Origin of the sequence: Nocardia sp. NBC_00403 (genome assembly GCF_036046055.1) — a bacterium.
In the GTDB taxonomy this organism is placed as follows: Bacteria; Actinomycetota; Actinomycetes; order Mycobacteriales; family Mycobacteriaceae; genus Nocardia.
In genome coordinates this window covers 5,793,721-5,814,734 of record NZ_CP107939.1, presented here as the reverse complement: position 1 = coordinate 5,814,734, position 21,014 = coordinate 5,793,721, and the positions used below count along the sequence as shown (strand labels likewise).

General features: G+C 66.4%; 20 protein-coding genes. 15 read left to right on the top strand and 5 right to left on the bottom strand.

What is annotated here, in order from left to right; translation table 11 throughout:
- The first annotated feature begins 286 nt into the window (after positions 1–286).
- Genes OHQ90_RS25890 through OHQ90_RS25880 form a run of 3 tightly spaced genes read left to right on the top strand, consistent with a single transcriptional unit; the run spans position 287 to position 2,819 of the window.
- Positions 287–568 carry a hypothetical protein gene (locus OHQ90_RS25890; RefSeq protein WP_328401718.1) on the top strand — a complete coding sequence of 94 codons (282 nt, stop codon included), beginning with the start codon at positions 287–289 and terminating at the stop codon, positions 566–568.
- Positions 561–1,613 (top strand): polyprenyl synthetase family protein, encoded by a 1,053-nt coding sequence (locus OHQ90_RS25885; RefSeq protein WP_328401716.1) that lies wholly within the window; start codon positions 561–563, stop codon positions 1,611–1,613. Before OHQ90_RS25890 ends, OHQ90_RS25885 begins: the two co-directional genes overlap by 8 nt.
- 48 nt (positions 1,614–1,661) lie before the next feature.
- Positions 1,662–2,819, top strand: coding sequence for an oxygenase MpaB family protein (locus OHQ90_RS25880; RefSeq protein WP_328401714.1), 1,158 nt, complete (start codon positions 1,662–1,664; stop codon positions 2,817–2,819).
- Positions 2,820–3,049: 230 nt separating this feature from the next.
- Here OHQ90_RS25880 and OHQ90_RS25875 read toward each other — a convergent pair whose 3' ends face one another.
- Entirely contained in the window at positions 3,050–3,937 is an 888-nt protein-coding gene (locus tag OHQ90_RS25875) for an LLM class flavin-dependent oxidoreductase (protein ID WP_328401712.1), read from the bottom strand.
- A 21-nt stretch (positions 3,938–3,958) separates the two neighbouring features.
- Positions 3,959–4,177 (bottom strand): hypothetical protein, encoded by a 219-nt coding sequence (locus OHQ90_RS25870; RefSeq protein ID WP_328401710.1) that lies wholly within the window; start codon positions 4,175–4,177, stop codon positions 3,959–3,961.
- Between the two features lie 68 nt (positions 4,178–4,245).
- On the opposite strand from OHQ90_RS25870, the gene OHQ90_RS25865 reads away from it, so the two are divergent.
- The 5 genes from OHQ90_RS25865 to OHQ90_RS25845 all read left to right on the top strand — a co-directional run bounded on the left by OHQ90_RS25865 (position 4,246) and on the right by OHQ90_RS25845 (position 8,323).
- On the top strand, positions 4,246–5,061 hold the full coding sequence (locus OHQ90_RS25865; protein ID WP_328401708.1) for an NAD(P)H-binding protein: 816 nt from the start codon (positions 4,246–4,248) through the stop codon (positions 5,059–5,061).
- Positions 5,058–5,432, top strand: a complete 375-nt coding sequence (locus OHQ90_RS25860) for a pyridoxamine 5'-phosphate oxidase family protein (protein WP_328401706.1) — start codon at positions 5,058–5,060, stop codon at positions 5,430–5,432. The genes OHQ90_RS25865 and OHQ90_RS25860 overlap by 4 nt, the downstream gene beginning before the upstream one ends.
- Positions 5,433–5,442: 10 nt before the next feature.
- Positions 5,443–6,297, top strand: coding sequence for a haloalkane dehalogenase (locus OHQ90_RS25855; protein WP_328401704.1), 855 nt, complete (start codon positions 5,443–5,445; stop codon positions 6,295–6,297).
- Between the two features lie 693 nt (positions 6,298–6,990).
- Entirely contained in the window at positions 6,991–7,530 is a 540-nt protein-coding gene (locus OHQ90_RS25850; RefSeq protein ID WP_328401702.1) for a tetratricopeptide repeat protein, read from the top strand.
- A 124-nt stretch (positions 7,531–7,654) separates the two neighbouring features.
- Positions 7,655–8,323 carry a hypothetical protein gene (locus OHQ90_RS25845; RefSeq protein WP_328401700.1) on the top strand — a complete coding sequence of 223 codons (669 nt, stop codon included), beginning with the start codon at positions 7,655–7,657 and terminating at the stop codon, positions 8,321–8,323.
- 319 nt (positions 8,324–8,642) lie between these two features.
- On the opposite strand, the gene OHQ90_RS25840 is transcribed toward OHQ90_RS25845, so the two are convergent.
- On the bottom strand, positions 8,643–9,434 hold the full coding sequence (locus tag OHQ90_RS25840; RefSeq protein ID WP_328401698.1) for a GTP-binding protein: 792 nt from the start codon (positions 9,432–9,434) through the stop codon (positions 8,643–8,645).
- Positions 9,435–9,566: 132 nt separating this feature from the next.
- On the opposite strand from OHQ90_RS25840, the gene OHQ90_RS25835 reads away from it, so the two are divergent.
- The 3 genes from OHQ90_RS25835 to OHQ90_RS25825 all read left to right on the top strand — a co-directional run bounded on the left by OHQ90_RS25835 (position 9,567) and on the right by OHQ90_RS25825 (position 13,192).
- Positions 9,567–10,013: a Zn-ribbon domain-containing OB-fold protein gene (locus OHQ90_RS25835; RefSeq protein ID WP_442941178.1), complete on the top strand. Its 447-nt coding sequence runs from the start codon at positions 9,567–9,569 to the stop codon at positions 10,011–10,013.
- Positions 10,006–11,208 carry a lipid-transfer protein gene (locus OHQ90_RS25830; RefSeq protein ID WP_328401696.1) on the top strand — a complete coding sequence of 401 codons (1,203 nt, stop codon included), beginning with the start codon at positions 10,006–10,008 and terminating at the stop codon, positions 11,206–11,208. Before OHQ90_RS25835 ends, OHQ90_RS25830 begins: the two co-directional genes overlap by 8 nt.
- Positions 11,209–12,136: 928 nt before the next feature.
- Positions 12,137–13,192, top strand: a complete 1,056-nt coding sequence (locus OHQ90_RS25825; protein WP_328401694.1) for a DUF4185 domain-containing protein — start codon at positions 12,137–12,139, stop codon at positions 13,190–13,192.
- A 151-nt stretch (positions 13,193–13,343) separates the two neighbouring features.
- Here OHQ90_RS25825 and OHQ90_RS25820 read toward each other — a convergent pair whose 3' ends face one another.
- A complete protein-coding gene (locus tag OHQ90_RS25820) occupies positions 13,344–14,297 on the bottom strand; it encodes an endonuclease/exonuclease/phosphatase family protein (RefSeq protein ID WP_328401692.1) in 954 nt (317 codons plus the stop codon).
- 4 nt (positions 14,298–14,301) lie between these two features.
- Positions 14,302–15,699, bottom strand: a complete 1,398-nt coding sequence (locus tag OHQ90_RS25815) for a glycoside hydrolase (protein ID WP_328401691.1) — start codon at positions 15,697–15,699, stop codon at positions 14,302–14,304.
- A gap of 238 nt (positions 15,700–15,937) precedes the next feature.
- Between OHQ90_RS25815 and OHQ90_RS25810 the strand changes: the two genes are divergently transcribed.
- The 4 genes from OHQ90_RS25810 to OHQ90_RS25795 all read left to right on the top strand — a co-directional run bounded on the left by OHQ90_RS25810 (position 15,938) and on the right by OHQ90_RS25795 (position 20,679).
- Positions 15,938–16,609: a response regulator transcription factor gene (locus OHQ90_RS25810; RefSeq protein WP_328401689.1), complete on the top strand. Its 672-nt coding sequence runs from the start codon at positions 15,938–15,940 to the stop codon at positions 16,607–16,609.
- Positions 16,606–17,997, top strand: a complete 1,392-nt coding sequence (locus OHQ90_RS25805; protein ID WP_328401687.1) for a HAMP domain-containing sensor histidine kinase — start codon at positions 16,606–16,608, stop codon at positions 17,995–17,997. The genes OHQ90_RS25810 and OHQ90_RS25805 overlap by 4 nt, the downstream gene beginning before the upstream one ends.
- A 96-nt stretch (positions 17,998–18,093) precedes the next feature.
- Entirely contained in the window at positions 18,094–18,468 is a 375-nt protein-coding gene (locus OHQ90_RS25800; RefSeq protein ID WP_328401685.1) for a hypothetical protein, read from the top strand.
- 216 nt (positions 18,469–18,684) lie between these two features.
- The gene (locus OHQ90_RS25795; protein WP_328401683.1) at positions 18,685–20,679 is read left to right on the top strand and encodes a prolyl oligopeptidase family serine peptidase; all 1,995 of its coding nucleotides are present in this window, start codon (positions 18,685–18,687) and stop codon (positions 20,677–20,679) included.
- Positions 20,680–21,014 lie beyond the last annotated feature (335 nt).

Below are 21,014 nucleotides of genomic sequence, written 5' to 3'. Positions count from 1 at the left end.
TTCCCGTAGCTGTCAAGACCATCCGCGAGCTTGCGGGCCAGCCGGACGAAATGTGCTGGTACACCTCGGCGTTCGCGGTTCTCCTAGTGGCACCGTGGGGGTGGTTCCGAGTCTTCGCTAGCCTGCTGATCTTGGGTGATGGGCGAGAATCTGCTTCGCTGTTGTGCCAAGATTCTCGGCGTGTCCGAGTGGAGCCGGTGTCACACTGTGTTGGCCGGGCCATTCCATCCTGTTCTCGGGACCGCACGGCGTCAGGTACCGGTCGTGTGGATGGAGGCGTGGTCGCATGTCGCAAAAGTCGGATCATCCCGGATCTCGTGGCGAGGACGCCCTGCTTTTAGCGGCCGGTCTAGCCGAACTGACACTCAGCCGCGTCGGACCGATGGTTGGCCGTATGTGGGGACTACTGCGGCGGTCGGACCTGGTGGCACTGGCCGGTGAGGCGGACGCGGATCTGAAGGCGCGCGGCAGGCTGGCATTGGACCGGTATGCCACCGCTCCTCCGGCCCACCTGGAGATCCTCGCTCAGCGGGCTGCGGCGCGACGTGCTGCCTCGCGCGATGTCTGACCGATACGACCCCGCTGCGTTCAAGGCCCGCATCGACACCACACTCGAGCAGTTCGTCGCACAGGAGAATGACCAACTCCTGGCGGTCGACCCGCAACTGCGGCCGGTGGCCGATCAGATCGTGGTGGCGACAACGCACGGCAAACGGTTGCGGGCGGCGTTCTGCTACTGGGGCTGGCGGGCAGCGGGACAACCGGACAGTGACGCGCTCGTGCGGGCCGCGGCGGCGATGGAGTTGGTGCACGCGGCGGCCAGCGTGCAGGACGACATCATCGACGACAGCCCGCTGCGGCACGGCCTGCCCACCGCACAGATCGCTCTGCGCACACCGTTGCGCGGGCGCCCGAACACCAAGAAGTCTGCCAGGGCCCTCGCCATGCTGGTCGGGGATCTGTTGATGGCGTCGGCCGGGCAGTTGTTCATTCTCAGCGGACTGCCTGCGGCGTATCTATCGCGCGCGCGTCCACTGTGGGCGGCGCTGGCGCGGGAGTTGATCGCAGGTGAGTGCTTGGAGATTCTCTGCACCGGCGCGGCACCGGACACCGCAGAATCGTTGAAGGTGGTCCGGTACAAGACGGCGAAGTACACCGTCGAACAGCCGTTGCTCATCGGCGGCGCGCTGGCCGGCGCCGATCCCCGGCTGCTGAAAGCGTTCTCCGCGTATGGATTACCGCTCGGCGAGGCGTTTCAGCTGCGCGACGATCTGCTCGGCCTGTTCGGCGATCCGGCCCGGACCGGCAAGGCGAGCCTCGATGACCTCCGCGCCCGCCGTCCGACCGCCCTGCTCGCCGAGACTTGGCGGGCCGCCGATCGCAGACAACGAAAACAGTTGCACACCTTGCTGGATCGACCCGATCTCGGTCCCGATGATCTCCAGGAGATGCGCGAGCTGATGAGCCTTGTCGGATCTCCCGAACTGATCGAACGGATGATCGGCAAGCGGGTCGAGGAGGCCGCACACGTATTGGTCGGCCTGGATGTTCCGCCGCCCGCCGCCCGAGCTCTGACCGAGCTCGCGCACGCCGCCACCACACGCAGGCATTGACCTTGCGGCAGAAGCACTTCCACCGTCTCGCCGTCGACACAAGGAGTCATGGTGACCTACACCCACACGTCGATGGACGCACTGCGGCAATATGGTGACGAACTCGCCGACTCAACGGTGGCCACGTTGTTCGAACGTGGCGAGGTCGGCACGTTCAACACCCTCATGCGCTACGTCTCCACCCATGGCGCGCCCCTACCCGACGGTCTGCCCGATATCGCCCGCGAATACCTGCACGAAACCAGCGCTCCGCCCTCCTGGGTGGACTGGGGTGAGATGGAGAAGGCCCGGCTGTTCTTCATCGACAACAACGTGCACATCTCCACGGCTCTGTCCTTTGCCGCTATGCCCGCCTGCTACCTCGTCCCGCATATCGCGAAACTGCTGTCGGCCACGCACTCCCTGGAGTACCCCTCCAAACGCATGGCCGAGACCGGGCAGTTCACCGTCTACCTGATGCAGCCCGACGCCTTCGAAGCAGGCAGCCGCTTCATCCCCGCCGTCCAGAAAGTCCGGCTGCTGCACGCATCGATCCGCCACCACCTCTCCAGGGAAAACCGTTGGGACACCGACACCCTCGGCACGCCGATCTGCCAGGAAGACTTGATCGGCGGCCAAATGCTGTTCTCCATCCTCGTCCTCGACAGTCTGCATCGGCTCAACATCCACATGAGCGTCGACGGGGCCGAGGCGTACTACTACGCATGGCGGGTAGTCGGCGCAATGCTCGGCGTCGACCAAGCGCACGCGCCCAAAGACCTCGAATCCGGCCGAGAATTCCTCGACACCTACCTGACCCGCTACATGGGTCCCAGCGACGAAGGCGTCCACCTCACCCGCCAACTCATCGACCTCTACGAGGAGGTTGTCCCTGGCACCCTCTTCGACCCCGTCGTCTCCGCCCTCATCCGCTACCTGATCGGCGACACGAGCGCTGACTGGCTCCAAGTACCCCGCACCGCTTGGGATACCGCCGTCAAAACCGTGCCCGGCCTGCTCGGAGTCCTCGAAACCATCGAGGACAAATCCCCGCTGGGCGCATGGGCGCTGGACCGCCTCGGCCACCTCACCACCCGCTTCGAACTCAGTTCCCTGACCCGCGGCCGCGTCATGCAATACGCCATCCCGGAACACCTCAAACAAGACTTCGGCGTCTCGTCCACACTCCCACGCACACGGCGCTGGACACCCCCGCCTGCCACCTGAACCAACCAGCGGCGCCGCACAACCGGATCCGCGCTTTGGCCAGGGCTCACCGCGTTCACGGTAATGACCACCTGGGCGCGCGGGCGACGTCGTCACTCGCCCGCGCTCGGCGACAACGTCGGTTTCGGCCGCCAATTCGACACCACCCCGGCAGGTGTGCCGCCGAGGGTGGTGTCGTATCGATGTGTCCAACGTAGGAAACCGAATGCCGGGTGCGGCACATGGGATGGTCAGGCGCACAAGGCTCGGGTGGAAGGAATGACGTCACCGATCCAGCGGCGAAGCTGGGTATCGTCGGCGGATTCCGGCCAGTATACGAAGGTGTCGAAGCCGGTCTCGATGGCGAGATCGACCAGAATGCGGGCCCAGCCCGCGGCGTCGGTGCGAATCGGTTCCTCACCGCGCAGTGTGACCGGCCCCGGAGTGTCGGTGATCGTTCCGACGAGTTGTGCCATCCGGGTGATGTCGGCCGGGTTACGTCCCGCGTCGATCGCGGCGGCAGAGATGATGTCCTGTGTCGCTTGCCATTTCTCGTACGGTAGATAGTGCGGGATGGGCGCGGCCCACCCGTCGGCGATACGCCCGGTGAGGGCGTTGGCCTTCGGGCCGACGCTGCCGAACCAGATCCCGACCGGATGCGCGGGCGCGGGTCCGGACTGCACGCCCTTCACGGTGTAGTGCGTGCCTTCGACTTTCGCCTTCGTCCCCGGCCGCCACATGGCCCGGATGATCGCGGTGGCCTCCTCGAGCGCCTGGAGCGCTTCGGGATTCGACCGCACTGGGCCGCCCATGGCGCCGATCGCGGGCCAGAACGCGCCCGCTCCCAAAGCGAGTTCGAATCGCCCGCCGCTGAGCAGATCCAAGGTCGCGCTCTGCTTCCCGAGCATCGCGGGCCCGCGCAACGGCAGGCTGGCCACATCCGGAAACACCCGCAGCCGTTCGGTTTCCGCCAGCACCGTGGCGATCACCGCGAACGTATCGGCCAGCCCGCCCGAGTACGGATGATCCTGGATGCCGAGCAGATCCAGGCCTTCCCGGTCCGCCACCTTGGCCATCGCGCGTAGCTGCGGCAGCTCGGTCACCGTCGGTGCCAACTGAATACCGAATCGTAGGTTCACACCGCGATCATGCCAGCCGCGTCAGCGCGCCTTCAGCCAGTCCGCGACCATATCGATGACCTCGGGGTCGACGTGTTGTGGGCGCCTGTAATCGGGTACGTCAGCGACGTGCGCGATGTCGGCGAGCGACGTCTTCTCGACGCCCTGCTGGTGCAGGACGGTGGCCGCGGCGGCGGTGAGCCGCTCCCGCTTGCCCGGTTTTCGCGCAGTTGAGTGAGTCGTCTGACTGAGTCTAGACAAGTCGGCGCGGCTCGGCTAACGTTCTGCATGTAAGTCAGTCAACTAACTAACGAATTCTGGGAGTAACAATGATCGTGGTAACGGGCGCGACCGGAAATGTCGGCGGCGAGCTGGTCCAGATCCTCACGGCTGCCGGCGAGGATGTGGTCGCCGTGTCCCGCCGACCCGGGCTGCTGCCGGACGGCGTGCCGCACCGGGCGGCCGACCTGGGTGACCCGGACGGTCTGCGGGCCGCGTTCGACGGGGCCGACGCGTTGTTCCTGCTCGTCGCCGGCAACGACCCGGATGCGATCCTCGGCATCGCCAAGGAGAAGGGAGTCCGGCGGGTCGTGCTGATGTCGTCCCAGGGCGTCGGCACGCGACCGGCGGCGTACGGGCACGCGGCGATGTTCGAGGCCGCGGTGCGCGGCTGCGGGCTGGACTGGACGATTCTGCGCTCCGGCGGCCTCGACTCCAACGCGTTCGCGTGGGCCGAGTCCATCCGCGCCGACCGCACTGCCGCCGCACCGTTCGGCAGTGTAGGGCTGCCGACCGTCGACCCGGCCGACGTTGCGGCGGTCGCCGCGGCGACGCTGCGAGAGGACGGACACGCCGGCCGGACGTACGAGCTGACCGGCCCGGAGCTTGTCACCCCGCGTGACCGGGCTGCCGCCATCGGCGCCGCGCTCGGCACCCCGGTGCGCTACGTCGAACAGACCCGCGACGAGGCGCGTGCCCAGATGCTCACATTCATGCCCGAACCGGTCGTCGACGGTACCCTCGCCATCCTCGGCGACCCGCTGCCCGCCGAACAGCGCATCAGCCCCGACGTGGCACATGTCCTCGGTCGCGCCCCGCACACTTTCGCCGACTGGGCCACCCGCACCGCCGCCGCCTTCCGGTGAAACCCACGGTCCAGACGTTCCTCACCGAGCCGCGGATCGCGACCCTCACCACGATCCGCCCGGACGGCACGCCGCACGTCGCACCGGTCCGGTTCACCTGGGACGACATGGCAAGCACGGCCCGCGTCCTGACGGTCGCCACGTCCCGCAAGGCACGGAACATGGCGACCGGCGGGCGCGTCGCCCTCTGCCAGCCGGATGGCTTCCGCTGGGTGACGCTCGAAGGCACCGCCTCCCTGTCCGCTGACCCGGATCGGGTAGCCATCGCCGCCCGCTGGTACCACCGACGCTACCGCTGCACCCCGCCCGACCCCTCCAGCCGCGTCGTCATCGAGATCGCGGTCGACCGCATCCTCACCCTCAACCTCTGAAGGACATCCCATGCCCAACACCCGCGTACTCGACTCGACCATGCACCACCGCGAGACCGGCACCGGCGCACCGATCGTGTTCCTGCACGGCAACCCGACCTCGTCGTACCTGTGGCGCAACGTCCTGCCCGCCGTCGGCCCCGGCCGGTTGCTCGCCCCGGACCTGATCGGCATGGGGGACTCGGGCAAGCCGGCGATCGACTACACGTTCGCCGACCAGGCGCGGTACCTGGATGCCTGGTTCGACGCGATGAAGTTGGACCGCGTGGTGCTGGTCGGCCACGATTGGGGCGGCGCGCTCGCGTTCGACTGGGCGGCCCGCCATCCAGACCGGGTACGCGGAGTCGCGTTCACCGAGACCATCGTCAAGCCGATGAGCTGGGACGAGTTCCCCGAGGCAGGTCGGGACCTGTGGCGAGCCATCCGGACCGACGGCGTCGGCGAGTCCATGTTCCTGGACGACTCATTCGTCCGGGACGGGCTGCGTGCGATCTCGGACCGACTCGACCCCGCCGACCTGGAGGTCTACCAGCGGCCGTACCCGACGCGGGAGAGTCGGCTTCCGCTGCTGCGCTGGGCACGCTCGATGCCGCTGGACGGGACACCGAGCGACGTCATCGCGCGCGCCGAAGCGTACGACGAGTGGCTGGCGTCCAGCCCGGATGTACCGAAGCTCATGGTGACCTTCACGCCGTCGTACGGCACGATGACCGAACCCGCCGTCATCGACTGGTGTGCGAACACGATCGCCGCCCTCGACATCCGGCGGTACGACGAGGTCGCCGGCCACCATACGCCCGAGGACCAGCCGGACCTGCTCGCCGCCGCCATCTCCGACTGGCTGGACCGCAACAGCCTCCGCTGACCCGTCACGCGGCGCGGTGAACGCCGGCAGCAGGTCCGTGCGAGGCCACCGCCGCGATCCGATTCCACTCGTCCTCCGGACGAGCCCGGCGGCTGGTGCGGCGAGGTGCCGGTGGAACATCCCGGGGGCGGGTTCCTTCTCCGGAAGGTCGTCGTGCCGCGGAATCAGCCGCACATGGAGTCTGATTTTTTTCAGGATTCCGGCTCCGCAACGGCGGTTTCCGGGTGACCTTCCTGCTACTGCGGGCCGGGGATTTGGAAGGCCGTGCCGGTGGTCGACGCGGACCCTGACCGCGCGCCGCCAGAGCCTGCCCTGCGGATTCCTGTAGTGGCACTGACGTTTTCGTGCGGTATCCACTGGTGTTTTCGTGCGGCCTACCGCCGAACGCTCTGCGGTTTCCCCAGCTCACGCCACTGACATTCTCATGCGGCCTCGCAGCAGGTCAGGCCTGACATTTTCGTGCCGCCTCGCACTGTGCGAGGCGACGCAAGAATGTCACAGGCTGGTGATAGCAGCCTGTCAACTGGCTTAAGCATTTGGAAGTCAGGCTCAACTGGTCTGTGTTCAGATCCGCCAATGAGGCTGTCCGGCCTCGACGAGCGGGGGGCACAAGTCGGCAGCTCAGAAAACCGACGATAATCCCGCGCCGAAAAGCGCTGAGCAAATTGCCTTTCCGGTCGTACCGTGGAGCGGGTGAGCATCGTTTCGGACTATGAGCAGCTGATCGCAGACCAGACTCGCGTGCTGGGGGCTGATCATCGTGACACCCTGACCAGCCTGCGTCGGCTGACCGAATTCCAGTTCGACTGCCGCGATTTCGCCGCGGCGGTCGTCGGCTACGAGCAACTGCATGCCGCCCGGGTACGCATCCGCGGTGCCGATCACGAGGAGACGCTGATCATGCTTTCCAACTTGGCCACCTCCCGCGCCCTCATGGGTGATTACACCGGAGCTGTCGCCGATTACCAGCGGGTGTACGACGGGCGAGCGCGCATGCTTGGGCCCGACAACCCGGACACACTGCGAACACTGGACATGCTTGCCGACACCCGGGCATCCGCCGGTGACCACGAGGGCGCCGCCGCCGACTTCCAGCAACTGCTCGACACGCGCAGCCGAGTGCTCGGCCCGGAGCACGAGGAAACCCTGCGGACCCGCGGTGACCTTATCCACCAACAGAGCCTGCTGATCACAGCTCAACACCGGGCGCCAGACCAGGAAATCGACAATTAGCCTGTCCGAAAAACCGTGAAGTTCCGCTCGCCGCGCTGCGACCGAGGTCGACAAGGAAGGCGTAGGCCTTGTTCGTGAGGCCGCCGAGAAGTTCTCTGGCCTGACCGGGCTGACGCTCGTCGTGGTGCGCCCGTGCAAGCTGTTCGACCACGGCAAGCGCGTTGTCGGGGAGGACAACTCTGCGGACCGGGTTGCGAGCACGCCTTCGCTGACGGGAGGGCAGTTCGAGCAGGTGGACCACAGTGAGGGGGTGACCGGAGAAGCACCCACCGGCGGTTTTCCGTCGGAATGGGCGCTGGCCGGAACGGCCGAACTGCTCCCAGGGGCCTCCCGCCCTGGCATGAAAGCCGGACCAGGCTGTCGGTTCCGTGTGCTTGGATACGGCACCGCCTGGAAAGGAAAGATCATGACCCCGACGACACCGTCGCGCTCGTTGGATATGGCCGTGGAGTTTCCCGAGCTTGCGGCCCTGGCGAGGACGGCCACCCGCCTGCACCCCTACCCGGGTGCACCCACCGTCCACGACAGTTCGGTGGGCGGGCCGCTGCTGTGGCCAGCGGATGAGCCCTGGCCGGAGTACGAGTCGCGGTACCGGCCACACCGGCCGCTGACCACGCTCTCCGACATTCGCACTCTGCGGGCACTTCTTACGCAGATGTGGTTGCGCCCCCGGATGCCCGAGCAGAGGGTGATGACCGAGGCGGAGCGGGAAGTCGTCGACCGCATAAGCGCGGGACATATGCAGGAACTGCTACCGCCGGGGCCGCTCCCGCTTCGCGCAGAGATGCGTTGACCGACAACGTTTTCCGGGCCCGGCATCGCCATACGAGTTCGACGACCCTCTTCAGCTGCCGGTTCTCTTCGGCCGTGTCTGTCGTCGGCCGATCGGCTCGCTCACCAGCGTCGGCCTCGGCATCGCCGGCAGACCCCATCGATTGCGCAATACCGTTGTCGACCAATCGATTTGCGAACCTGATCGCCGTGTAGGTCGACCCCCTGGCTGCGTGATCGCCAGCGGTTCCGGCGCACAGGTGTACTCGGGCCCACCGAACTCGGGGCAGTCCCGTTGCCTGCGTACCGTCCATTCCGTGTCGGGTTGCAGGCAGCGTCCGTCAATAGTCGAGGGCGTGTTCGGGTTGGCAAACATGCATGGGAGACGGCAGATACCGGACGATGGCGTCCAGGAGCGGGGCGATGTCGTCACTCCTCGGCGCCGCATCGCACAGGACGGGCGCAGCGTCGCCGATTCGCGTGAGGCAGCGGACGCGGTCACGCAACTGTTCGGGTGGGATCTCTCGCAGGCCGAGGATGTTGTCCGAATCTGCGGCGTCCTGTTCCATCACCGTGTCCACGAGGTTGCGATACCACTCCTCGGCGACTTTCCAATGGCTCCCGTAGAATTCGACGGCCATCGGTTCGAGCGCCCACATCGGGACCAGATCGATGACACCTTCGAACTCGGTGCCGAGGCCGTGAGGAATCTGCAGCGTCAACGGCACCGCCCCGTGCGTGTCGGCGATCGTGCGGACGCAGCGGTCGAAGTCGGCGGCGGGATGATCGAGTCCGGTCACCAGACACAGCCGTGCGACCTGGTGGTCGTCGGCAACCCGCAGTATCGTCTCGAGACGCGGGGCGCTCTTCTCGGCAGCGTTCACGACCGCGATTACCCCATCGGCTACCCGGATGGACCGCTCCAGGGCCGCGATGGGCGCGTGGCTCGATAGCTCGGCGATACGAATCGTGTGATCGACGTGGCCCGTCACCCAATGGACCGTGGCCGCCGTGCTGGACCCGGTCTTGGCGAAACGGCGGAACAGGCCGTGGACAACTCGTGTTGTCTCATCGGGGTCCCCGATGATCGTGACGTTGCGGATCGACTGCGGTTCAATGGCTTTGGTGCCCATCGCGTTGTGGTACTCCAGATCGACTCGAGGATGTCATCGCATCCTCAATCCGGTCTCACCGTACCTCCGCCCGCGCACCGGTGGAGCAGATTTCCGCCCCAAAGTAGAACGTGTTCCTATACCGTCGGGTTTGTGCAGAAAGAACAACGCCCCGCCGTGGCTGACTGGTTCACTGCGGACGACGGCACCGTGCGTCTGAAGGGAAGTGGTTGTACTGCCTGCGGCACACCGTATTTCCCGCGGAACACGTTGGCCTGTCGGAACCCGCAGTGCGCAGGTCCGAAAGACGGCTCCGAGCTCGTCGAGTACCTGTTTTCCACACGTGGCCGGATCTGGTCGTATGCGGACGCCCGGTACAAGCCGCCCCCGCCCTATGTCTCGCCCGATCCGTTCGAGCCCTATGTCGTCGCGGCGGTGGAGCTCGAGGTCGAGCAGATGGTGATTCTCGGGCAGGTCGTGCGCGGCATCACAGTGGACGACCTGGCCGTCGGCATGCCGGTCGAACTGACCCTCGGCGTGCTGTACGAGGACGAGGAAGCGGAGCACACGGTGTGGATGTGGAGGCCGGTCAATGACTGACACGAATGATCGCGATGTCGCCGTCCTCGGTGCGGGCATGCATCAGTGGGGTAAGTGGGGGCGCAATTTCGTCGAATACGGGCTGGTCGCGGCGCGTGCGGCGCTGGCCGATGCCGGAGTGGAGCACCGCGACGTCGGCTATATCGCCGGCGCGGACACGATCCGCAACGGATACCCCGGTTTCGTATCGGGCGCGACGTTCGCCCAGGCGCTGGGCTGGTCGGGTGCGCGGATCTCGAGCAGCTACGCAGCCTGCGCCTCAGGCGCCCAGGCCATCGCCAACGCGCGCGCCCAGATCCTCGCCGGGTTGTGTGAGGTGGCGCTGGTGGTCGGCGCGGATGCCACCTCGAAGGGCTTCTTCCAGCCGGTCGGCGGTGAACGCCGCGACGATCCGGACTGGTTGCGTTTCCATCTGCTCGGCGCTACAAACCCCATCTATTTCGCGTTGTATGCCCGCCGGCGGATGGCGCTGCACGGTGCCACGCTCGACGATTTCGCCGCGGTCAAGGTGAAGAACGCCAGGCACGGCCTGAACAACCCGTATGCCCGCTATCGCAAGGAGGTTTCGGTCGAGGAGGTTGCCGCCTCGGCGGTGGTCTCGGACCCGCTGCGGCTGCTGGACATCTGCGCGACCAGTGACGGTGGTGCCGCACTGGTGCTGACATCGATGGAGTACGCGAGTCGCCATGGCGTCACCGATCCGGTCCGCATCCGGGCGCTGTCGACGGTCACGCCGACATTCCCGAAAACCGTGCTCGATCTGCCGGATTTCGCGACGGACTCCGCCGTGGCCGTCGAGGCTCCGCCACGCGCGTTCCGTTCCGCCGTAGCGTACGCCGCGTACGAAGAAGCCGGGCTCGGGGCCGCCGACCTGTCCTTCGCGGAAGTTTATGACCTCTCCACCGCGCTGGAGTTGGACTGGTACGAGGACATCGGGCTCTGCGAGACAGGCGGCGCGGAGGAACTATTGCGCAGCGGCGCAACGACATTGGGCGGACGTGTGCCGGTGAACCCCAGTGGTGGTCTGGCCTGTTTCGGTGAGGCGATACCCGCGCAGGCGATCGCCCAGGTCTGCGAGCTCACGTGGCAGTTGCGCGGCCAGGCCGAGGGCCGCCAAGTGGACAACGCCCGCGCAGGTATTGCGGTGAATCAAGGCCTCTTCGGTCACGGCTCGGCAATCATCGCCACCCGCTGAACCCGGGGGCCACCCAGGTCCACTCTCCGAAAACCCGGGCCATGTCCGGGTTTTCGTGTATCGACCGCGATGAAGCACTACTGACCCGCCGTTACGGAGCCCTCGAGGCCGCCGCCGAGGTCGATGGGGTGGAGTGTGACCCGCAGGTCACTCTCCGGCGCCGGCTTCTCTCGGCGAAGCTTGGCCAGTAACGCTACCGGCCGGGACAGCGCACCCGTCGGCGCGCCCGCCGCGCGGGACGGTGCCTCGTCGGGCCCGGTTCAGTTGGCGCCCGCTGGGCAGGCGTCGGCGCTGGCGTACGCGACCAAACGTGCACAACATTCCGCCCGAGCAATGTCAAACCGGTGTCGGTATCCGGGCTGCGAATCTACCTGCCCGACAACACCGTATCGCTCTGCCTCGAACGCGCCGGGACAGCATGTAGTCTCGCGCAGGCGACCATGACAAAACTGAGGATCCACGCCGTCGTGGCGGGCACCAGCGGCCGTTAGCCCGCCGGGCGGCGATGGGGCTTTGTTGCGGCATCGCCGATTACGACGCGGTCACATTAGTGCACTACTCCTGACGTCGCGGCCGCGGCACCGGAAAATCGGTAGCTACCACCGCAATTCCGGTCCTCCCCAAGGGGCCGGTAGTCCTTCTCGGAGGGTAGTCATGGTTGATTCCCTTTTCGCCGACGTGTCCGACTTCCCAGTATCGGTCGACGACCGACAACTCCAGTCGAGCCGGGGCATGGGCCCGATTCGTCCTCGCTGAATCCACATAGACCGAATCCACAGGGGCCGAAAGCTAACCAGCCGTGGTCGATTCTGCGGCACCGGTTCCGTCCGACGCGCCGGCGGTGACGCCGGCCGTTGGCCCGGTGACAACGTTCGCTCGCCGGGGACACCAGTAACGAACGTATGCATGAGCAGGGAGGACCTCGGCGATGTCGAGACATTGGGGGACGGCGATCAACGGGTACAGCGCCAGTACCGCGCAGCAGTTCGGGGTAGGCGGCGCCGACCTCGGCATTCCCTACGACCGCAGCCACTTCGGACCAGGCCGGTCCGGATTCGTGTTCGGCGACACGTTCACCGGCAACAGCCAAGGCTCCGGCACCTGGCTCGGCTCGCCGATCCTGCTATTCAGCCCCAACATCCCGGACACCACCACCACTTTCACCGGCGCCTCCGGCGGGGCGCAGGCGAAACAGGTCCTCACCTACACCCACAACGCCGACAACGGCTACGGGATCGAGGTCACCCGCATCCCCAACGACGCCTTCGTCGACCCGAACGGGCGCACCTGGTTGACCTACACCAGCGTCCACAACTGGAACGCCTCCGACGACCAGTACGGGGCGCTGTTCTGCGGGCTCGCCTACTCCGACGACGACGGCACCACCTGGACGGATTACACAGCGGTGTGGCGCAACGACGGCAGCGACGGCTACAACGGCTGGAGCCCGTTCATGATGCAGTCCTTCGCGGGCATCGGCAACAACAACAGCGACGGCTACCTGTACATCGTCTCCAAGGAATGGGGGCGCGCCCACAACCAGGACGGGCCGATCCTGATGCGCGTGCCGTGGCAACAGATCGCCACCCGCGCCGACTACCAGTACTGGGGCTACAACGGCTCGGCCTGGCAGTGGGGCAACCCGACCCCCACCCCGTTGTTCGCGGGGATGGGACCCATCGGGGAGCTGAGTGTGAAAAACATTGCGGGTACCTGGGTCATGTCCTACTTCGACGTCAACGGCTACTGCATCGCCACCCGCACCGCAGCGGCAATCGACCGGGTATGGACCAATCCGAGACAACAGATCCACGGCGCCGTACCGTGGTGGCAGTTCTGGGTCCGCTCCTTCCCACAACTCTACGGCGGCTACATCCACCCCCGATCCACCTCACCCACCGACGTGACCCTGTATGTCTCGCAATGGAACACCACCACGAACAACCCCTACTGGGTCATGCAATTCGACGGCATCACCCCGTAGCCGCGCCGACATCAAGCTTTCTACACAAGGTATTTCTTACCCAATGCACTGATGACCCGCGTCGGCACCTTGAAGAAATTCCTTGGAGAATGCGGCAGATGCGCGGGCTCGGACAATGCGGGGCGAAAGTGGTCCAACGACTATGACTCGGTCACCGCTCGAGATCGAGGGTGACCGCCACGGCGCGGTGGTCGGTGCCGGGCGTCCGGTCCACCTTCGACGAGGTTGCCCGGATACCGCGGATGAGTACGTGGTCGGGCCGGACGACGGGAAGCCTTGCCGGCCAGGTGAATCCGGGACCGGAACCGACGGATCGCTGGGTGTCGTGGTAGCCGGGCGCGAATCCCTGCCAGCGGCGGTCGGTGTCGGTGGTGTTGAAGTCTCCGAGCACAACGACCCGCTCGGCCGTATCGGAGACCAAACTCCGTGACAGAGTCCTCAATCCGTGATCGCGCTGCGCTGTATCACCGAGCCGAAAAGACGGCAGGTGCAGCACGTAGACGACCAGACCTCCGTGCGGAGTTTCGACGTGGGCGCGCAGGCCGCGGCGCCAACCGACACCGACATCGACGGAGGTGGTCCTCGAGATCGGATACCGGCTCCAGAGCGCGACAGTTCCTTCCACCACGTAATACCGGTGATCATCGGCCAGGATCGAGCTCACGGCATCCGCGTTTCCTGCCGAGAACTCCTGTAGACCGATGAGATCGGCATCGAGCGCCGACAATGCCCGTGCGGTGGCGGCCGGTTGCTGGTTGCCCGCGTAGAGGTTCTGCGTGACGACCTTCACCTGTGTCGGATACGGAACCGTGGCCGAGCCGGTTCCGGTCGCCCACCACGACCCGAACAGGTACGTCCAAGCGATCAGCGGCACAAGAACCGTCAGTGCGCCCACCTTGGACCGACACAGCGCGGCCGTCAGTGTGAGCACCGGAATGCCCACACCGAGCCAGGGCAACGCGCTGTCCAGCACGATCCCGATGCCGAACCCATCGGGTACCCGCTCATGTCCGATCAGCGCAACGGTGAGAACCGCTGCGCCACCGATACACACGAGATCGCGACGACGCTGGCTCGGGGTGATCCGGTGCATCCGGAGTGTCATTCGTTCACTGCCCCGGGCATAGTCGGCGCGGGGTGGTGTCACCGGCCAGCGTGGCGTCCACACACCCTGCGGGCAACTCGCCATAGGTCTGCGACCCGAAATTGGCTGTCACGGTGAGCGCGTTGTCGCCGAAGACGCTGCGCTGCACCGAATGGTCGTCGGCCAGCCATTGAAAACTCACTATCGGCAGAGTGGCGGCCCTTTCGTGCAACGGTGCGAAAAACTGCTGCAGACCGGCGATTTCGGTGCCGTGATCGGCGAGCGTCGCGCGGTCGAGCACAAAGTTCAGCGGCGTATTGTTCAGCATCGCGGTCAACGTACGCATCGTCCGCTGCTGCGGCAGCTTGTAATACGACAGCTCCCAGCGGTCGACGTTGACGATCGAATCATGCAACACCGTCTCGTACAGGGGAATCCGGTAGGCGGGATCGAACATGGCCTCGGCCACCTCAGCGGGCAGATCGACCGGTTTGAAGAAGGCCTTCGGCGCACCCGCGGGCGCGTAGCCGCCCCCGACCTCCCTATTGCGTTCCAGCGGCCACAGGAGGTCGGTCACCGGAGTCTGCGCGCCATGGTTGAACGCGAGATCCGGTGCGGCCCAAGCGCCCGCGGCCTCGGACCCGAGTACCTGCTGCCGGTCCTGCGCCAGCAGGCCCATTCGGGCGAGCCGGTTTTCGCGATCCCGCCGCTGGTTCATCGGATGGTCCGGGCTGTAGTCGTCGAAGAACTCGCCCGCGGCATCGACGTCGAGGAAGTAGGTGTCGGCGCCGTTGCCGGTCATAGCGGCGTACCTGTCGTCGAGCAGCATCGAATCCTGTGCCAGTGCCTGCGAACTCAGATAGCAGCCGCGGTCGCCGAATCCGGTCTGCGGCGTCCCGTCCGCTGTCAGTACGCAACTGTCCGGCCACACCTGGTCCGGCCAGCGGGACGAGGGGTTGTCGGCAGTGGCCGGATCCTGGGCGTTGGCGTAGGAATCATATGGTCCCGCAAGGTATCCGGCCTGTTCAGCCGCGTCGATCGCCGCTGCCGACAAGGGGTTGTCGTCGGCATCGTAGCCGATCCACATGCGGCTCACGCCGAGGTCGTGTAGCTGCTGCATCGCCTCCGGCGATTTACCGTCGCCGAACACATAGGCGTGGAAGGCTCCCAGCAGCCGCGCGATCGACGGGTTCTGCTGGATCTTGTCGGAGAGCGACCGGAATTGGTCCTGCTCGGCGGCGGCCGAGGCGGTGAGCGCCTGGTCGGGGTAGGTCCAGGTGGCGACGTCACCGTCTACCCGGATCGCGCCGACCGGGCCGAGCTCGCTCAGGGCTGGAGCGGACAGATCGATCCCGACCCCCTCGGCGGTAACCGCAAGCGTGGTTGTGTCCACATCGGCGCGGTCGCCGTTGACCGGGATCACGACGTGGCTCCCACGCACCCGCGGTGGTTCGGCAGTCGTTGGGCGGGCACATGCTGTCGTGCTCAGCGCCGCGGCAACGCACAGGGCAACGGTCGGGCACAGGACCGTTGCTGTCGCCGCCGCGGTGGATCGGTCGATTCGATCGAGGCTTCGCCATCTCATATCCAGCACGTTTCCCATGCCGGATGAGAATCCGGTGAGAAAGGTCTGCCGCGGCGGCTCCGTACTATGGGCGACCATGCGTGTCTTGGTGGTCGACGACGAAGCCGCGGTACGTGACGCACTCGTGCGCGCCATGGACAGCGAGGGTTATGAGACCCGCGCCGTCCGCGACGGCGCCACCGCGCTCACCGAGATACAGCAGTGGCATCCCGAGGTCGTGCTGCTGGATGTCCTGATGCCCTTCATGGACGGTGTGACCGCGTGCGAGCAACTCCGGGCGCGCGGTGATCGCACCCCGATCCTGATGCTCACCGCACGCGACGCGGTGGCCGATCGCATCGCGGGCCTCGACGCAGGCGCCGACGATTACCTGGTCAAACCCTTCGACTTGGACGAACTGCTGGCCAGGGTGCGGGCACTGGTGCGCCGCACCTATCCGGACGACGGAGCCGTACTGTCCTGCGCGGACCTCGTCATGGACACCACCGCGCATCAGGTCAGGCGCGGCGAACGGGTGGTCGAGCTCACCCGGACCGAGTTCGCGCTGCTCGAGGTGTTCCTACGCAACAGCGGCCAGGCCCTGCCCCGCGAGACACTGATCGAACGGGTATGGGGGCACGAGCTCGGCCAATCGTCGAACTCGCTCGAGGTCTACATCCGCTATCTGCGGCGCAAGCTGGAGGTCGATGCGCAGCCACGGCTCATCCACACCATCCGAGGTGTGGGCTACCGGCTCGGACCGCCATGAGGCTGCGTGTCGATCGGCTGGCACGGTCGCTGCGCGGACGCATCGCTGTCCTCTTTGTTCTCGCGATGACGCTGGCGCTCACCGGCATGGGCTTGGCCGCCTACGCCGTGGTCAGCCACGAAATGAACGGTGCCCTCGATCTCGGACTGCGCCGTGAGACCACCCGGATCACCCGGCAGTTCGCCGCCGAGCCGGATATCGCCGCGATGTCCGGACCGTGCCGATATCTGGCCGCACCGAGCTGTGTTCAGGTGGTCGCCGCCGACGGTCGCATCGCATCCGAGCACGACCCCGAAGACTCGCTGCCGGTCGACACCGAAACCCGCGCGGTGGCAGCCGGATCGCGGCAGGCCTACTACACCGACATCACCCTCGACGGATACCCGCTGCGTATGTACACCGCCCAGTTGCAACCCGGCAGCGCCGTGCAGGTCGCGCAGCGGTCCGACCCCGTCGACACCGGCCTGCGCCGCGTCGGCCTGGCACTCCTCGCCGCGGCCGCGGCAGGCACCGTGCTCGCGATCGGCGCCGGGTTGCTCTTGGCGCGAAACGCGCTGGCTCCGGTCACGGCGCTGACGCGGGCCGCCGAACGGGTCGCCACCACCCGCGACCCTCGCCAACGCATCGACGTGATCGGCTCCGATGAACTTGCCAGTCTGGCGCGCAGTTTCAACACCATGCTCGACGAACTCGACCAAGCGCTGACCGCGGAGCGCAATTCCCGTGCGGCTCAGCGCCGTCTGGTCGCCGACGCCTCGCACGAACTGCGCACCCCGCTCACCGCGCTACGCACCGATATCGATCTGTTGCGCCGCGCCGAGCGCCTCACCCCACAGCAACTCGCCGACACCGGCGACGCACTGCGCGTCCAAGCCGAAGAACTCTCCGGACTCGTCACCGACCTCATCGACCTCGCCCGCGCCGACGACCCGAATGCCATGCACGAACCCTTCGAGGATCTCCGGCTGGACACCCTCGTCGCGGACTGCGTCAAGACCGCCCGAAGGCATTGGCCCACAATCATCTTCGCTGAGGCCCTGGAACCGACAACGATCCACGGCGCACCCACCCGCCTCAGCAGAGCCGTCACCAACCTCCTCGACAACGCCGCCAAATTCAGCCCGCCACACGGAACAGTCCACATCGGCCTACGCGATCACCGTTTGACAGTGCGCGACCACGGCCCCGGAATCGCCGCCGAAGACCTGCCGCGCATCTTCGACCGCTTCTACCGGGCCAGCACCGCAGGTAACCGAACCGGCCACGGACTCGGATTGGCCATCGTGGCACAGGTCGCCGACCTGCACGGAGCCACCGTCACCGCCGGGTCGGTGCCGGACGGCGGAGCAATCCTCGAACTGAACCTTCCTGCCATCCGCACCAGCTGATCTCGGCAGCTCGCCAGGTCTGGCGCATCGACGTTCGTCTGGATGCGCCGGCCACCCCCAGCCGCGGTGCCTCGAGCAAAGCAGCGTGCCTACGCTGTGGAGCGTCTGGCCGAAGCTGTGGGTAAGCGGTGGCATGCAGAGGCGAAGATTCGGGGTCGCTATGACCCCGAGCCGTTGCCGGTGCGGTGGTTGCTCACCGAACGCAATATTTCAGACCACCGCCATCATTTCTCTGCGCGCGGACGGTTCTTTGACGAGCGAAGCGACCAGATTGTCGGCCTCACAACACATTTCCTCGCACTCGAGCGACGCCGACTGGCCATCCTCGGTGAACCTGGTGCAGGAAAGAGCACGCTAGCGGTGCAAATCCTGTTGCAGCTTTTGGCAGTTCGCAAACCGGACGAACCAGTGCCCGTGGTGTTGACCCTCGCACGCTGGAGTGCTCGCAGCCACCAGACGCTGGATGACTGACACGTTTCGAGGCCAGGTGGCGTTGGACGTGGCGGATGACCTGTTTCTGGGCTGTCGTGCTACCACACGAGCCTTTGTGTGGGCAGAGTGTCGTCGGATCCGCCTTCGTAGCAATGGAGATCAGGGCGCTGCTGAGCCGCTCAGGGACGCTCCGCTAGCGTGCCGGGGCCTCGGGCTCACCCGGAATGTGCCGTCGACGGCGACTAACCTGTGCGGGTGACGATCACCGAGTTGCCCTTCGGGTCCTGGCCGACCTCCATTACCTCCGAGAGTGTCGTCAGCGCCGCGGTGCGTCTCGGCGAGGTGCGGGTGGATGGAACCGAGGTGTACTGGTCAGAGGGCCGCCCCGCCGAAGGAGGCCGGACCCAGATCGTGCGCCGCGCCCCCGACGGAGCGCGCACCGACCTGCTGCCGGAGGGGATGGACGCCCGCACGGCGGTCCACGAATACGGCGGCGCCGCGTGGTGGGTGCGCGACGGGGTGCTCTATTTCGTCAACTGGGCCGATCAGCGGCTGTACCGGATCGAGCGGGGCGGTGTGCCGGTTGTGCTGACCCCGGCGCCCGCCGTGCCGCGCGGTGACCGTTACGGCGACGGCGCATTCGGTCCGGACGGTGCCACCGTCGTGGCGATCCGGGAGAGCCATCCAGTCGGCGGACGCGGCGCGATCGATGTGCGCAACGAGATCGTGCGGCTGTCCGCCGATCGGCCTTCGCAGCCGGAAGTCCTGGTGAGCGGCCCGGATTTTGTCGTCGCACCGCGACTGAGCCCGGACGGGGCCCTGCTCGCCGTGGTCACGTGGGATCACCCGTCGATGCCGTGGGACGACACTGTCCTGCGGGTGCGTGATCTGGCGACTGGTACCGACACCGTCGTCGCGGGCGGCCCGGGCGAGTCGGTGCAGGAGCCGCGCTGGCAGGAAGACGGCTCTCTGCTGTTCCTGTCCGACCGCAACGGGTGGTGGAACCTCTACCGGTGGACACCTGGCGGCGACATCGAGGCCGTCATCGAAGTGGACGCCGAAATCGGCGTACCCGCATGGCAGTTGGGCTCGGCGCGCTACGCAGTGCTCGGCGACCACGGCATCGTGTTCGCCCGTTGGCGCGACGGCTACGACGGACTCGCTGTGCGTCGCCCGGACGGGTCGGTGACCGATCTGGAGCTGCCCTTCTCCGCGATCGTCGCGGTCGAGCGAGCGGACGAGAACGCCGTGGTCGTGGCAGCGGGCACACCCACCGCCGAACTCGGTATCTATCGCATCGAATTCGTCGACTCAAACCTCGAACTCGAAACCCTGCGCGCTCCACGCGAACTCGGTCTCGAATCTACCGATGTCTCTGTACCCGAGCCGATCTCGTTCCCTTCGATGGATCGCGCCGGTGCGCCACGCGCCGCACACGCGCTGTTCTACCCGCCCGCGAGCACCCGATACCGCGGTCCCGACGGGAAACTGCCGCCGCTGCTGGTCATGATCCACGGCGGTCCGACCTCGCACGCGCTGCCCGTACTCTCACTGAGTACCCAGTACTGGACCAGCCGCGGATTCGCCATCGTGGACGTCAATTACGGCGGCTCCACCGGCTACGGCCGCGCCTACCGCGAACTGCTGCGCGACGCCTGGGGTGTGGTGGACGTGGCCGACTGCATCGCAGCTGCCCGATGGCTCGCAGACAACGGCCGCGTCGATCCGCGCCAACTCGCCATCCGCGGTGGCTCGGCCGGCGGCTACACGACGCTCGCCGCGCTGGCTCGAGCGGACACACCCTTCTCCGCGGGCGCCGACCATTACGGAGTCGCCGACCTCGAGGCCCTCGCCGCCGAGACCCACAAATTCGAGAGCCGTTATCTGGACGGCCTGATCGGGGAATACCCGTCCGAGCGGGACCTCTACCGTGAGCGGTCGCCGATCCACCACGTCGACCGGTTCCGCAGTCCCCTGATCGTTTTGCAGGGCAGCGAGGATGCCGTGGTGCCGCCCAGTCAGTCACAGATGATCGTCGACGCGCTGCGGGAGCGGCGGATCCCGGTCGCCTATATCCTCTTCGCGGGGGAGCAGCACGGGTTTCGGCGGGCGGAGAACATCCGCAGGGCATTGGACTCCGAATTGAGTTTTTACGGACAGGTGTTCGGATTCGAACTGCCGGCTGCCGAAAGGATCGAGCCGGTCACCGTCGAGAACCTCCCGAACAACCAAGGGCGGGAGCACCGATGATTGCGACACCAGTCGAAGCCAGTTCGAAAGGCCAGAGAAAACGAGCCTGCAACGGTACTGCGGTCCTCCACCTCCCACCCACTTCGAGAGGCCGTGAACCGTAGTCCGGATAAAGCGCTGGCAGTGCGGTAACGAACACAGTTCCCTGTCAAGTCTTTCAGTTCAGCTCTAATGATGCTGCTGACTGGCGGGTTGGAGTCGATCGACGAGTTGAGAACCTGTCTAGGTCGCCGGTCACCCAAGGGCCGCTGCCGTACCTGTGCGCATCGGGCAAGGCTATCTTCACGCGGTGGTTCAATCAATGATTGAAATAATGATTGAAACGTGATTCGCTT